The sequence below is a fragment of the Streptomyces sp. G-G2 genome (genome assembly GCF_030063135.1).
GTDB lineage: Bacteria > Actinomycetota > Actinomycetes > Streptomycetales > Streptomycetaceae > Streptomyces.
This window is the reverse complement of record NZ_JASISO010000002.1, coordinates 15,629-28,961: the sequence shown is the minus strand read 5'-3', so window position 1 is coordinate 28,961 and position 13,333 is coordinate 15,629. Positions and strand designations below refer to the sequence as shown.

Genomic DNA, 13,333 nt, shown 5'->3' with positions numbered 1-13,333 from the left:
ATTACAGCTGACCGCGCTCCTTGCGCTTCACGGCCGAGATCACCCGGTTCGTCTCGCGCGTGTCCTGCTGCTCCCGCAGCGACTGGCGCTTGTCGTACTCCTTCTTGCCCTTCGCGAGCGCGATCTCGACCTTGGCCCGGCCGTCCTTGAAGTACAGCGAGAGCGGCACGATCGTGTTGCCCGTCTCGCCGGTCTTCGAGTCCAGCTTGTTGATCTCCTCGCGGTGCATGAGGAGCTTGCGCTTGCGGCGGGCGCTGTGGTTGGTCCAGGTGCCCTGGCTGTACTCCGGCACGTGCACGTTGTAGAGCCAGGCCTCGCCGCTCTCCACCGACACGAAGCCGTCCACCAGCGAGGCGCGTCCCTGGCGCAGGGACTTGACCTCGGTACCCGTGAGCACGAGACCGCACTCGTAGGTGTCGATGATCGTGTAGTCGTGCCGTGCCTTCTTGTTCTGGGCGATCAGCTTGCGCCCTGTTTCCTTAGCCATAGTGCGGTCATTTTCGCACTATGGACCCACCCCGAGGCCACCCAATACCTGACGGGCCCGTTCCTCGACGCGCTCGTCGGCCGTCAGGTCCGGGACGATGCCCCGCCCGTCCAGGCTGCGGCCCGCGGGCGTGCGGTACGTACCCACCGTCAGCTCGGCCACCGAACCGTCCGCCAGCTCCGTCGGCATCTGCACCGAACCCTTGCCGAAGGTGTGGCTGCCGACCGTCACGGCCCGGCCCCGGTCCTGGAGGGCGCCGGTGACCAGCTCTGCCGCGCTCATCGTGCCGCCGTCGACCAGCGCGACCAGCGGTCGGGCGGTGTCCCCGCCCCGGTCCGCGTACAGGGCGCGCTGGGCGCCTCGCACGTCGTACGTCGCCACCAGCCCGCCGTCCAGGAACGCGGAGGCGGCCGTCACCGCCTCGGTGACCAGGCCCCCGGGGTTCCCGCGCAGGTCCAGCAGCACCCCGGCGCCGGAAGGGGCCGCGCGGACCGCCTCCCGGACCCGCTCGCCCGAGCCCCGGGTGAAGGAGGCCACCTTGATGACCACCACCCCCTCGGCCAGCTGCCGTACCGTCACGGCCTCGGTGTTCACCCGGGCCCGGCGCACGGTCGCGGTGAGGGCCGCCCCGGCCCGCTCCACCTCCAGGGTCACCGCGGTCCCGGCGCCGCCGCGCAGCCGGGCCACGACCTGGGCCACGGCCAGCCCGGTCACGGGCGCGTCGTCGACCCGGGTCAGCCGGTCCCCGGCGCGCAGTCCGGCCAGCGCCGCGGGGCCGCCGGGCTGGACCCGGGACACCTGGATCCGGCCGTCGGGAGCCCGCTCGGCCCAGAGCCCGACCCCGGTGTAGCGGCCGTCGAGGTCGTCCTCGAAGGAGGCGTACTCGCCCTGGTCGTAGACCACGCCCCAGCGGTCGCCGCTGCGGCTCACCACGTCCTGGGCGGCGTTCTTGGCGGACTTGCCCTCGGCGACGGCCTCGGCCGCGGCCCGGGCGACGGCGTCCCGGTCGGCGGTTCCCGGCCGGGTGGCCCCGGGCGCGGGGGTCTCCGTACGGGCGAGGGCCGCGGACGCCCGTCCACCGGCGCCCGGGTCGCCCGGCCGGTACCCGGAGCCCACCGCGCTCCCGAGCCCGCCGAGGGCTCCGAGCAGCGCCAACGTCAGAGCGGCCCCGCGACGGAGGTCGCGGGGCCGTGGACAGAGAGAGGAGGAGACGGGGCGGCCCGGCATGGCGCCGAGTCTAGGACAAGCCCCGGGCCGGCACGGCGGGTTGGCCGCACCGCCCACGGGGCACTCGTCACACCTTCAGGTACTTGCGCAAGGCGACGAACGCCGCGAGCGAGGGCATCAGCAGACCGATGACCAGTACCAACGGCAGCTTGGTGAGCACCGCGTCCCAGCCGATGAAATTGATCAGCTCCATCTTCTGCCGCAGCCCCGCGCCGTGGTCGATCACGAAGTACTGGCCGGAGGCCAGCATCCCGCAGGCCAGCACCGCGCCGATCAGGCCGGCGAAGGCGGCCTCCATGATGAACGGCACCTGGATGTAGAAGCTGGAAGCGCCCACCAGCCGCATGATCCCGGTCTCCCGCCGACGGCTGAAGGCGGAGACGCGCACCGTGTTGACGATCAGCAGCAGCGCCACCACCAGCATGATCAACATGATCCCGAGGGCGGCCACATTGAGGTAGCCGAGCAGCCGGAAGAGGTTGTCCAGGACGGTCCGCTGGTCCTCGACCGACTGGACCCCGTCCCGCCCGGCGAAGGCGGTGGTGATGACCTTGTACTTCTCCGGGTTCTTCAGCTTCACGCGGAAGGACTCGGGCATCTGGTCCGGGGTGATGGAGGCGGCGAGCGCGGTGTGCCCGAACTGCTGCTTGTAGTGCTTGTAGGCCTCGTCGGAGGACTCGTACGCGACGGTCTCGACCAGGTCCATCTTCTTGAGGTCGGCCTCGATCTGCTTCTTCTGCTCCGCGGTCACCGCGCCCTTGGCGCAGGAGGCGCCCCCGCTCGCCTCGGCGTCGTTCTTGTTGCAGAGGTAGATCGAGACGTTGACCTTGTCGTACCAGTAGCCCTTCATCTGGCTCACCTGGTCGCGCATGAGCAGGGAGCCACCGAACAGGGCCAGCGACAGGGCCACGGAAATGATGACCGCGAAGGTCATGGTGAGATTGCGGCGGAGGCCCACGCCGATCTCGGACATGACGAACTGGGCGCGCATGGCGTCCTTTCAGTGCTGCTTCAGTGCTGGCGTTTCAGTGCCGGCTTCGGGGCCGGCTTCAGTGCTGGTAGCCGTAGACGCCGCGCGACTGGTCGCGCACGAGACGGCCCTGTTCGAGTTCGATGACGCGCTTGCGCATCTGGTCGACGATCTGCTGGTCGTGCGTCGCCATGATCACGGTGGTGCCGGTCCGGTTGATCCGGTCCAGCAGCTTCATGATCCCGACGGAGGTCGACGGGTCGAGGTTGCCGGTCGGCTCGTCCGCGATCAGCAGTGCCGGGCGGTTGACGAAGGCGCGGGCGATGGCCACGCGCTGCTGCTCACCGCCGGACAGCTCGCCGGGCATGCGGCCCTCTTTGCCGCCCAGACCGACCAGCTCCAGCACCTGGGGGACGGCCTTGCGGATCTCGCCGCGCGGTTTGCCGATGACTTCCTGCGCGAAGGCCACGTTCTCCGCGACCGTCTTGTTGGGAAGCAGCCGGAAGTCCTGGAAGACGGTCCCCAGCTGGCGCCGCATGTGCGGGACCTTCCAGTTGGAGAGTCTGGCGAGGTCCTTGCCCAGGACGTGCACCTGACCCTGGCTGGCCCGCTCCTCGCGCAGTATCAGCCGCAGGAAGGTGGACTTGCCGGAGCCGGAGGAGCCGACCAGGAAGACGAACTCACCCTTGACGATCTCCAGGGACACGTCCCTGAGTGCGGGCTGGCTCTGCTTCGGGTAGTACTTGGACACACTGTCGAATCGGATCACGGGTGCACCACGGTCGCCGGGAGTAGGTGAGCGTGACCATACGCGAACGGGCGCGGGCTAGGGACCCGGCATCCGGAGTTGTCCGTTATATCCCGTGGTGCGGCAGAGCCGGGATCGCGTTTGCCCGGACGGGCCGCGCCGAATGTCGCGCGAGCTGGCACAGTGGTAAGGGGAACGGACTCGTTCCCGCCGCCGTTGTACATGGGGACGAGAGGAGGAGAGCGCATGACATATGACCGGCTCGTGTGCGCGAACTGCGCCGCGCCCGTCAGTCAGGGCCGCTGCCCGGTGTGCCGGGCGAACAGGGAGCGCCTCCAGCAGGAGGACCGCCCCTTCGCCAACCTCAACCCCATGACGCTGATCGCGCTCATGGTGGTGCTCGTGGCAGCGCTCGCGCTGGTGGCTCACCAGGCCGCGTAGCGCCACACGTACCGATCGAAGAAGCCCGGACCCCTCGCGAGGGATCCGGGCTTCTTCGCTGTTCGGGGGGAGGCTACGAAGCCTGCTCCTGCTGCTTGCGCCAGCGGATCCCGGCCTCCAGGAAGCCGTCGATCTCGCCGTCGAGCACCGCCTGCGGATTGCCGACCTCGAACTCCGTCCGCAGGTCCTTGACCATCTGGTACGGGTGCAGGACGTAGGAGCGCATCTGGTTGCCCCAGGAGCTTCCGCCGTCCTTGAGGGCGTCCATCTTGTCCTTCTCCTCCTGGCGGCGCCGCTCCAGCAGCTTGGCCTGGAGGACGTTCATCGCGCTGGCCTTGTTCTGGATCTGCGAGCGCTCGTTCTGGCAGGAGACGACGATGCCGGTCGGCAGGTGCGTGATGCGCACCGCCGAGTCGGTGGTGTTGACGCCCTGGCCGCCGGGGCCCGAGGCGCGGTACACGTCCACGCGCAGCTCGGTCTCGTCGATCTCGACGTGGTCGCTGGTCTCGACGACCGGCAGCACCTCGACACCCGCGAAGGAGGTCTGGCGGCGGCCCTGGTTGTCGAAGGGCGAGATCCGCACGAGGCGGTGGGTGCCCTGCTCCACCGAAAGGGTGCCGTAGGCGTACGGGGCCTTGACCACGAAGGTGGTCGACTTGATGCCCGCCTCTTCGGCGTACGAGGTTTCGTAGACCTCGGTCGGGTAGCCGTGCCGCTCGGCCCAGCGCAGGTACATGCGCTGGAGGCGCTCGGCGAAGTCGGAGGCGTCCACGCCGCCGGCCTCGGCCCGGATGTTGACGAGGGCCTCGCGCTCGGAGTACTCGCCGGACAGGAGCGTACGGACTTCCATCTCGGCCAGGGCCTTGCGGACCGAGACCAGCTCGGTCTCGGCCTCGGCGAGGGTGTCCGCGTCGTCCATCTCCTGGGCGAGATCGAACAGGACTTCGAGGTCGTCGATCCGGCCGCGCAGGTTCTCGGTCTTGCGGACCTCGGCCTGGAGGTGGGAAAGCTTGCTCGTGATCTTCTGGGCGGCCTCCGGGTCGTCCCACAGGGACGGCGCGGCGGCCTGCTCCTCGAGCACGGCGATCGCCGCCCTCAACTTGTCGAGGTCCAGGACGGCCTCGATCGACCCCATGGTCGAGGAGAGGGACTTCAGCTCTTCGGAAACATCGACGACTGCCACGGGTCCAGCGTAGCCGGTCCCCGGACGGCCCCGTCCGGCCAGGCCGAATACACCTCTACGACCGGGCCTCCGCACGGGCGTACGCTCATCGCATGACTGTTTCGCTCGTGATCCGCCGCCATGTGGACTACATGCGTGTCACGACGACGAGCTGTCGGCCGCCGGACCGAACCACAGCCTGAGTTCCCAGCTGCTCGATTCGCCCTTCGGTCCTGTACGCGGCTCACGCGGCCCCCGGCGCCACCCCTGCCTGCGGCCCCTCCCCGACCGCCGTCCCCGCCACCCTTGGGGAACAGGACCCCGTGACATCCGAAACGGAGCCGTCATGCCGTCCGCGCACCCTTCTCTGACCTCTCTTCCCGTCCTGGACCTGTCCCGGGCCGACGACCCGGCCGAGCGGGCCGGTTTCCGTGCGGAACTGCACGCCGCCGCCCGCGACACCGGGTTCCTGCACCTGACCGGGCACGGGGTCGGCGCCGCCGAGACCGCCCGCGTCCTGGAGCTGACCCGGGCCTTCTTCGCGCTCCCCGAGGCCGACCGGCTGGCCGTGAGCAATCTGAACTCGCCGCACTTCCGCGGCTACACCCGGATCGGCCACGAGCTGACCGGCGGCGCCTCCGACTGGCGCGACCAGCTGGACGTCGGCGCGGAACGCCCCGCGCCGCCGGTGGGGCCCGGGGACCCGGCGTACCTGTGGCTGGAGGGGCCCAACCAGTGGCCCGCCGCCCTGCCGGAGCTGCGGGGCGTGGTCCTGGACTGGCAGTCCCGGCTCGCCGCGGTGGCCCACCGGCTGCTCCAGGAGCTGCTGGCCTCGATCGGGGCCCCGGCGGACTTCTTCGACGCGGCCTTCGCGGACCGGCCGCACCTGCACACGAAGCTGATCCGCTACCCCGGCTCGGCGCCCTCCGGCACCGACCAGGGCGTGGGCGCGCACAAGGACTACGGCTTCCTGACCCTGCTGCTCCAGGACGCGGTGGGCGGCCTCCAGGTCCGGCGCGGGGAGGGCTACCTGGACGTGCCGCCGCTGCCGGGGGCGTTCGTGGTCAACCTGGGCGAGCTGCTGGAGATCGCGACGCGGGGGTACCTGCGCGCCACCGACCACCGGGTGGTGAGCCCGCCGGGGGCGGTGGAACGGTACTCGGTGCCGTTCTTCTACAACCCGCGGCTGGACGCGGTCGTCGACACCGTCCCCGGGGACTACCTGCGCTCGGCGCCGGGCCTGATGCGGGACGCGTCGAACCCGCTGCACGCGGAGTACGGGCGCAACGAGCTCAAGGGCTGGGTCCGCGCCCACCCCGCCGTGGCGCGCCGCTGGCACCCCGCCCTGCTGACGCCGTGACCCGGGCCCTCTCCGGCCCCGCCGGCGCCTGAGGCGTCGTGTTCAGCCCCGTCGGCGCCTCGGGGCGGCCCTTTCAGCCCCGTCGGCGTTGAAAGGGCCGCCTCCCCGCCGGCGAGGCTGGATTCCGTACCGGCAAGGGCTACGGCGTTGCCGAGCGCTTCGTGCCCGGCGGGGGCGGGGCGTCGTCGGACGCCGCGAGGTAGCCGCCGACGGAGACGGCCGCCACCAGCAGCACCCCGGCCGCGGACAGCATCAGCCTGCGCTTGCGCACGGTGTCGGCACGGTGCCGCGCCGCCCCCGGCCGGTGCCCCCCGGCAGGCCTCGGCACCCGGGCCGTCCCGAGCGCACCGCCCGCCAGTTCCTCCGGCCCGGGCACCCGCATCGAGGTGTGCGTGTCCCGGTTCGAGTCCGTCGCCGACCCCGGAACCAGCGGCACCACGCCCCGCCGCCGCGCCGGTACCGCCGGGGTCTCCTCCACGGCGGTCCGCTCGGGCGGCACCGCTTCCAGGTCGTCCGGCTCGTCCACGTCAAGCGGCGGCATCCCGGCCAGCAGCGGCAGCAGGTCCCGCAGCCGGGCGGAGAGTTCGGAGGCCCGCAGCCGCGAGGCGGGCGCCTTGGCCAGGCACTGGACCATCAGTTGCCACAGTTCGTCGGGGATCCCCGGCAGGGGCACCACCGTCTCGGTGACGTGCCGCCGCAGCACCGCCCCCGGGTGCCCGCCCCCGAAGGGCGTGAACCCGGCGAGCAGCTCGTACAGCACGGTGGCCAGCGCGTATATGTCCACCGCGGCCCGCGGCGGCAGACCCTCGACGATCTCGGGGGCGAGGTAGTCGGGGGTGCCGATGATCCGCGTGGTCGGCGCGGTGGCCCGGACGCCGCCGGGCGCGGGTCCGGCCCGGCGCGGGGAGTCGATCAGCTTGGCCACGCCGAAGTCGGTGAGCAGCGCCGGGTGCGCACCGCCCGGGCCGATCTCGCCCTGCATGTCGAGCAGGACGTTCTCCGGCTTGACGTCGCGGTGCACCACCCCGGCCGCGTGCGCGGCGGCGAGCGCGTCGGCGACGTCGGCGACGATCGCGACGGCCGCCTCCGGGGCCAGCCGCCGCTCCCGGTCGAGCCGGGTGCGCAGGTCGGTGCCGCGGACGAGGTCCATGACGAGTGCGAGGTCGTTGCCGTCCACGACGAGGTCGCGGACCGAGACGACATGGGGGTGCTCCAGTCCGAGCAGCGCGCTGCGCTCCTGGACGAACCGTCCCACCAGCTCCTGGTCGGACGCGAGGTCCTCACGGAGCAGCTTGACGGCGACGGGGCCGTCGGGCCCCTCGCCGAGCCATACCGTGCCCGCGCTGCCGCGCCCAAGGATCTGGTGCGCGGTGTACCGGCTGCCGATCTTCCGTGCCACGACTGCTCCCTCAGCGGCTGGCGTACGCACCAAAGCTACGCGGCCGAATGGGGGTTGGAGGCCAGCAGGGGCCTCAATTCGTGGCGACCTTCACTTCTGCGGGCGAAATCACGCCCCAGAAGTCGACAAATCCACGAACTCACCGCTACCGGGCCGTTCTGTCGGCCCGTCAGCCGGTGCTCCCGCCACCACCGCTGCCGCCGAGGTCGCCGATCCAGTTGGTGATGCTCGTGCCCCAGGACCAGACCTGGTCCCACCAGCCCTTGCCGGTGCCCACCCACTCCTGGAGGGGCGTCAGTTCCCAGACCAGCCAGCCCGCGACGAAGAGCAGGACGATGGTGAACAGGCAGCCCTTGAGGCAGCCCAGCCCCGGGATCCGCATCGGGTTGCTGCTGCGGCGGCGCGGCTCGCGGGGTTCGCGCGGCTCGCGCTGGGCGGGCTGCTGCTGGGGCTGCCTCGGCTGGTGCTGCTGGGGCTGCTGGGGCTGCTGCTGTTGCGGCGCGTAGTGCTGGGGCTGCTGCTGCGGGGGCCGCTGCTGGTACTGCTGCGGCTGCTGGTACTGCTGCGGCGGGGGCGACTGCCGGTACTGCCCGGGCTGCTGAGGCTGCTGGTAGTGCTGCGGCGGGCCCTGCTGGTACTGCTGGGGCTGTTGCGGCTGCTGGTACTGCTGCGGCGAGGGCGCCTGGCGCTGCGGTCGGCGCCGCAGGGGGTCCTGGGCCGGGTCGAGGTACTGGACCTGGGTCTGCTCGTTGCGGTCCCGGGCGGCCTGCATCTGCGACTGCCACGGGTGCGGCTGGTCCGGCTGCTGCACGGGCGGCATGACCGAGGTCGGGTCGGCGCCGGGGGAGTGCTGCGGAGCGGGCGGCATGGACTGCATGACGCTGGTGGCCGCGTGGGGATCGTAGGCACCCATGGGCGAGCCCATGTGCCCCGGCAGCACCTGGGTCGGGTCCGCGGCTCCGGGGGTCTGCGGGACCGGCGCGGGCGAGGGGTCGGGCGCGAGCAGCGCACCGACGCCGAGGGCGGCCTCGACCTCGGCGGAGGAGGAGTGCACGCCGATGCCCGCGGCGACCACGCGCAGGGCGCGGGCCAGGTTCACGGCGCTGGGCCGGTGGTCCGGCTCCTTGCTCAGGCAGCGCTCGATGACCGTCCACAGCGGCTCGGGCAGGGTCGAGGGGCGCTGCGGCTCCTCGCTGAGGTGGCGGTGCAGGACCTCCAGCGCGGTCCCGCCCGCGAACGGCGGACGGCCGGTGACCAGCTCGTACATCAGGATGCCCGCGCCGTAGATGTCGACCGCGGAGGTCTGCGGGCGGCCCTCGGCGGACTCGGGGGCGACGTAGGCGGGCGTGCCGACGAACTCGTGGGTGCGGGTGAGGCCCGGGGAGTCGGCCAGCCGCGCGATGCCGAAGTCGGTGAGCATCGGGCGCATCTGGCCGTCGCGCTCGTCGAGCAGGACGTTGGCGGGCTTGAGGTCGCGGTGGACCACGCCGTCGGCATGGCTGGCGGCGAGCGCGTCCGCGATCTGGGCGGTCAGCAGGCTCGCGGCGACCGGGGTGAAGGGCCCGTTCTCGCGGAGGTATTTGTGCAGGTCGGGACCGTCGATCAGGTCCATGACGAGGGCGAGCAGATCGCCCTCGACGACGAGGTCGCGGGTCCGCACGATGTTGGGGTGGGTCAGGCGCAGCAGGACGGAGCGCTCCCGCAGGAAGCGCATGACGACGTCGGGGTCGTGCGCCAGCTCCTCCTTGAGGACCTTGATCGCCACGGTCTCGCCGGGCTGGCCCGCGACCGCCGCCTCGGCGCCCGCCGCCTCACGCTGGCGGGCACGCCAGACGGTGCCCGTGGCGCCGCGTCCGAGCGGCTCCTCGAGCAGGTACTTGCTGCCGACTGGCCGCACGTCTCGCGCTCCCCTGCTGTGGTGTTCTGGCTGCGTTCTTCCGAGCGTTTTTCCGACCCACTCTAGGCGGTGTCCCCGGGGAAGACGCTGGGCGACCGACGATGGTTGCCGTACATATATACGAAGAGTGACATTTGCGGGGTATGCCCATGGCGATTTTCCGCGGGTTGCTGTCCGTATCTGTACGGGGAGTGGACCCGGCGGCGACCGATCAAGATCACTTGTGCCCGGGTGCCGGGCGTGTTGTCGGTGACAGGTGCGAGGATGCACCCGTACGGAGTCGGCGGGGTCGGGAGCCCCGCCTTCCGGATGACCTGACCGGACGACGCGTCCGTGCCGGGCGGGGGTGAACGGGCAGTCATGTCCCGTCTGTTCCCTGCCGGGCGCACGCAGCGCGCACCGCGCAGAAGGGACCGCTGACGGCGATGCAGATCCGGCTGACCGTCCTCGGGCCGCGCAGCGGCCACCAGATCGCGTCCGCGACCTGCGACGTGCTCGTCACGGCGCCCGTCGGCACCCCCCTGGCCGCGGTGGCCTCGGGGCTGGCGGCGACCGTCGCGGGCCCCGACACGGGGGGCGCCGTCGTGCTCTACGCCGGGGCGGAGCGGCTCGATCCGCAACGCCGGGTGCTGGGTGAGCCACCACTGGTCGACGGGGCCGTACTGGCGCTGCACACACCCGTGCCGGACGTGTCGCCCGGGCTCGAGGAGGGCCTCGGCGCGCCCCAGCTGCACGTGGCGGCGGGTCCCGACGCGGGCGGGGTGCACCTGCTGCACCCCGGATCGATCCGGATCGGGCGCTCGGCGGACGCGGACGTGCCGCTGGACGACCCGGACGTGTCACGGGCGCACTGCGCGGTGACGGTGACGGAGGACGGCCGGGTGACGGTGGCCGACCTCGATTCGACGAACGGCACGGCGCTGGACGGCGTGGCCGTCACCGGCACCCCGGTCCCCCTCGCGCCCGGCGCACTGCTGCGGATCGGCGAATCCACCCTGCGCCTGGCGGGCCCGGCCGCGGCCCCGCTCCCGCTGACCCCCGATCTGGAGGGCCACCTGACCCTCCCGCTCGCCCGCTCGGAATCCGGCCACCCCGCCCCTTCCTGGCCCGCCGCGGGCGCCCCCGGTACGGACCCCCACGCGCAGGGGTCCCCGCCTTACGCCGCCCCGGGCGCCCCGAGCGCCGGGCAGCACACCGCCGGACCGCGGCCCCCGCACACCGGCCCCATCGCCCCGGGGTCGGATTCCGGCCACCGAGCGACCTCCTGGCCCGCCGCGGGCGGACCGGATACGGGCGCCCACGCGTCCGGCGCCGGCGCCCCGCACGCCGCGCCCCGCTCCGCCCCGTACCTGGACCCCTACGCCGACCCGTACGCCGGTTCCGGCACGGGGAACGGGACGCCCCCGGGCGGGACCCGGGCCAGAACCGCCCCCGGGAACGGCCCGGGATCCGGACCCGCGACCGGACCCGAATCCGGACCCGAATCCGGAGCCGGAGCCGGCCGCCGACGCGGGATAGGGGCGTGGGCCCGCAAGTGGGTCGGCCGCGAGGAGGAGGACGGGGCCGGCTCCTCGGCCGCCGCCCCGCCCGTGCCGCCGGGCGCCGTCCCCGGGCCCGACGACCCCGCCACGCTGCTGCTGGCCGCGCTCGGCCCCACCGCCCGGCTCTGGGGCCGCGGCCCCGCCCACCCCGAGCACCTCGTGGTCGGCCTCGGCGCGGGCAGCCGGGTCGCGCTGCGCACCGCCGGGGCCCTCGGCCTGGCAGGCCCCCGCGCCCGGCTGACCGGAGTGGCCCGGTCCGTGGTCGCCCAGCTGGCCGCCCTGCACTCCCCCGCCGTGCTGGAGATCGTGCTGGTCGCCGCGGACCGGGCCCGTCCGCTGGCCGAGCGGCGCGCCGACTGGGGCTGGCTCGGCTGGCTCCCGCACACCCGGCCCGCGCACGGCCAGGACTGCCGCCTGCTGCTCGCGTACGACCGCGACCAGGCGACCGCCCGGACCGGCGAGCTGACCCGGCGCCTCGACGACAGCCCGCTCGGGGCCGGTTGGGCCGCCGCGGGCCACGAGGCCGTGGCCGCCGCCGCCCGTTCGTACGCCGGTCCCTTCACCCTGGTCGTCGTCGACGGCGATCCCGGCCCCGGCCAGCTGCGCGACGTCACCGGCCGCCTCGCCTCGCACGGTCCGGCCGCCGGGATCCACGTACTGGCCCTCGCCGACGCACCGGCCGCCACCCCGGCCTCGCCGGTGGACGAGACCTACCGGGCGGCCTGCGCGCTCGCCCCGGCCTTCCGGGACTGCGGCGCCGTGGGCCTGCTCAGCGGCGATGTGGCCACGACCGTACGGAGTTTCACCGTCAGCGGGGGCCGACCGGTGACCCCCGGGGAGACCTCCGTCGCCGACGCGGTCTCCAGCGCCTGGGCGGAGCGCTTCGCCCGCGCCCTGGCCCCGCTGCGCACCGAGGGCGCGGTCACCGAACCGGTGCGTCCGGCCACCGCGACCCTGCCCGCGACCGCCCGCCTGCTGGACGAACTGGGGCTGGCCCGGGCCACCCCGGCCTCCCTGATGGCCCGTTGGGCGGCGGCCACCGACCAGGGGCAGGGCGTCGGCGGGCACGCGGAGATCGTCCTCGGCAGCGGACGGCGCGGCCCGGTCGGGGCCGAGCTGGTCACCGACGGCCCGCACCTGCTGATCGAGGGCCCGGCGGGCAGCGGGCGCACGGAGCTGCTGCGGTCGGTCGCCGCGTCCCTGTCCGCCGCCGCCCGGCCGGACCGGCTCGGGCTGGTGCTCCTGGACGGGGCGGGGGGCGAGCGCGGTGACGGGCTGCTCCCCTGCACCGAACTGCCGCACGTCTGCGCGCACTTGGTGGCCTCCGATCCGCTGCGCATGCGGGAGTTCGCGCAGGCCCTCGGCGCCGAACTCAAGCGCCGTCACGAGCTGCTGGCCGGGGTTCCGTTCACGGAGTGGCACGCGCGGCATGAGGTCGCGGACCGGATGGTCGCGCCGCGCCGCCCCAGCACGGGCGAGCTGCGCGGCGATCTGGAGCCCCTGCGCTCGGGCACGCTGCGGCTGCGTTCGGCCGCCCCCCGCACCGACGCTCCGGGGCCCAGTCCGCTGCCCCGGCTGGTGGTGCTGGTGGACGACTTCGACGCGCTCGTCGCGCCCGCCCTGGGCAGTACGGGCCGCCCCTCGGCGGGTTCGGTGGTGCGCGCGCTGGAGGCGGTGGCCCGGGAGGGCGCGCGGCTCGGCGTCCACCTGGTGGCGACCAGCGCCCGGCCGGACCGTACTGCCGACACCGAGCTGGCCCGGCTGGCCACGCTGCGGGTGGAGCTGGACGCGCCGGACCAGCCGGGGCCCGGTCGCGGGCTGCTGCGGCACACCGACGGGCGGCCGGTGCCGTTCCAGGCGGGCCGGGTGACCGGCCGGATCCCGCGGACGGCGACCCAGAGACCCACTGTGGTTCCGGTGGAGTGGGAGCGGATGGGTGATCCACCCGCGCGCCGTCCGGTGCGCGAGCTGGGCAATGGTCCGACCGACCTCGCGCTGCTGGCCAGCGCCCTGGACCGGGCCTCCCACCTGGTCTCGGCCACGCCCGTACTCTTTCCGCCCGCCCCCTGAGCCCCACTGATCCCGCCCTCGACGCTGGGTA

The 13,333-nt window shown here is 73.4% G+C and carries 10 protein-coding genes; 3 read left to right on the top strand and 7 right to left on the bottom strand.

Features of this window, described 5'->3' with window-relative positions; all coding sequences use genetic code 11:
* Window position 1 precedes the first annotated feature (1 nt).
* The 4 genes from smpB to ftsE all read right to left on the bottom strand — a co-directional run bounded on the left by smpB (window position 2) and on the right by ftsE (window position 3,453).
* Window positions 2-487, bottom strand: a complete 486-nt coding sequence (smpB, locus tag QMF80_RS01640) for an SsrA-binding protein SmpB (protein ID WP_283448851.1) — start codon at window positions 485-487, stop codon at window positions 2-4.
* Window positions 488-505: 18 nt separating this feature from the next.
* Window positions 506-1,714 (bottom strand): S41 family peptidase, encoded by a 1,209-nt coding sequence (locus QMF80_RS01635; protein ID WP_283448850.1) that lies wholly within the window; start codon window positions 1,712-1,714, stop codon window positions 506-508.
* A 67-nt stretch (window positions 1,715-1,781) separates the two neighbouring features.
* The gene (gene ftsX / locus QMF80_RS01630) at window positions 1,782-2,705 is read right to left on the bottom strand and encodes a permease-like cell division protein FtsX (protein WP_283448849.1); all 924 of its coding nucleotides are present in this window, start codon (window positions 2,703-2,705) and stop codon (window positions 1,782-1,784) included.
* A gap of 58 nt (window positions 2,706-2,763) precedes the next feature.
* Complete coding sequence (gene ftsE / locus QMF80_RS01625) at window positions 2,764-3,453, bottom strand: cell division ATP-binding protein FtsE (RefSeq protein ID WP_283448848.1); 690 nt, start codon at window positions 3,451-3,453, stop codon at window positions 2,764-2,766.
* Between the two features lie 225 nt (window positions 3,454-3,678).
* On the opposite strand from ftsE, the gene QMF80_RS01620 reads away from it, so the two are divergent.
* Window positions 3,679-3,873 carry a hypothetical protein gene (locus QMF80_RS01620; protein WP_283448847.1) on the top strand — a complete coding sequence of 65 codons (195 nt, stop codon included), beginning with the start codon at window positions 3,679-3,681 and terminating at the stop codon, window positions 3,871-3,873.
* A gap of 73 nt (window positions 3,874-3,946) precedes the next feature.
* Here the strand turns inward: QMF80_RS01620 and prfB are convergent, their stop codons facing one another.
* A complete protein-coding gene (prfB, locus tag QMF80_RS01615) occupies window positions 3,947-5,056 on the bottom strand; it encodes a peptide chain release factor 2 (protein WP_283448846.1) in 1,110 nt (369 codons plus the stop codon).
* Between the two features lie 325 nt (window positions 5,057-5,381).
* Between prfB and QMF80_RS01610 the strand changes: the two genes are divergently transcribed.
* The gene (locus tag QMF80_RS01610) at window positions 5,382-6,395 is read left to right on the top strand and encodes an isopenicillin N synthase family dioxygenase (RefSeq protein WP_283448845.1); all 1,014 of its coding nucleotides are present in this window, start codon (window positions 5,382-5,384) and stop codon (window positions 6,393-6,395) included.
* A 139-nt stretch (window positions 6,396-6,534) separates the two neighbouring features.
* Here QMF80_RS01610 and QMF80_RS01605 read toward each other — a convergent pair whose 3' ends face one another.
* Both QMF80_RS01605 and QMF80_RS01600 read right to left on the bottom strand, forming a co-directional pair.
* Entirely contained in the window at window positions 6,535-7,794 is a 1,260-nt protein-coding gene (locus tag QMF80_RS01605; RefSeq protein ID WP_283448844.1) for a serine/threonine-protein kinase, read from the bottom strand.
* Between the two features lie 169 nt (window positions 7,795-7,963).
* Window positions 7,964-9,691 (bottom strand): serine/threonine-protein kinase, encoded by a 1,728-nt coding sequence (locus QMF80_RS01600; RefSeq protein ID WP_283448843.1) that lies wholly within the window; start codon window positions 9,689-9,691, stop codon window positions 7,964-7,966.
* Window positions 9,692-10,116: 425 nt separating this feature from the next.
* Between QMF80_RS01600 and QMF80_RS01595 the strand changes: the two genes are divergently transcribed.
* Window positions 10,117-13,302, top strand: coding sequence for an FHA domain-containing protein (locus QMF80_RS01595; protein ID WP_283448842.1), 3,186 nt, complete (start codon window positions 10,117-10,119; stop codon window positions 13,300-13,302).
* The last annotated feature ends 31 nt before the right edge of the window (window positions 13,303-13,333 follow it).

What these genes read in the sequence shown, in the direction of transcription:
- smpB (WP_283448851.1), bottom strand. Translation starts at nt 487, where the DNA reads ATGGCTAAGGAAACAGGGCGCAAGCTGATCGCCCAGAACAAGAAGGCA.
- QMF80_RS01635 (WP_283448850.1), bottom strand. Translation starts at nt 1,714, where the DNA reads ATGCCGGGCCGCCCCGTCTCCTCCTCTCTCTGTCCACGGCCCCGCGAC.
- ftsX (WP_283448849.1), bottom strand. Translation starts at nt 2,705, where the DNA reads ATGCGCGCCCAGTTCGTCATGTCCGAGATCGGCGTGGGCCTCCGCCGC.
- QMF80_RS01620 (WP_283448847.1), top strand. Translation starts at nt 3,679, where the DNA reads ATGACATATGACCGGCTCGTGTGCGCGAACTGCGCCGCGCCCGTCAGT.
- QMF80_RS01610 (WP_283448845.1), top strand. Translation starts at nt 5,382, where the DNA reads ATGCCGTCCGCGCACCCTTCTCTGACCTCTCTTCCCGTCCTGGACCTG.
- QMF80_RS01595 (WP_283448842.1), top strand. Translation starts at nt 10,117, where the DNA reads ATGCAGATCCGGCTGACCGTCCTCGGGCCGCGCAGCGGCCACCAGATC.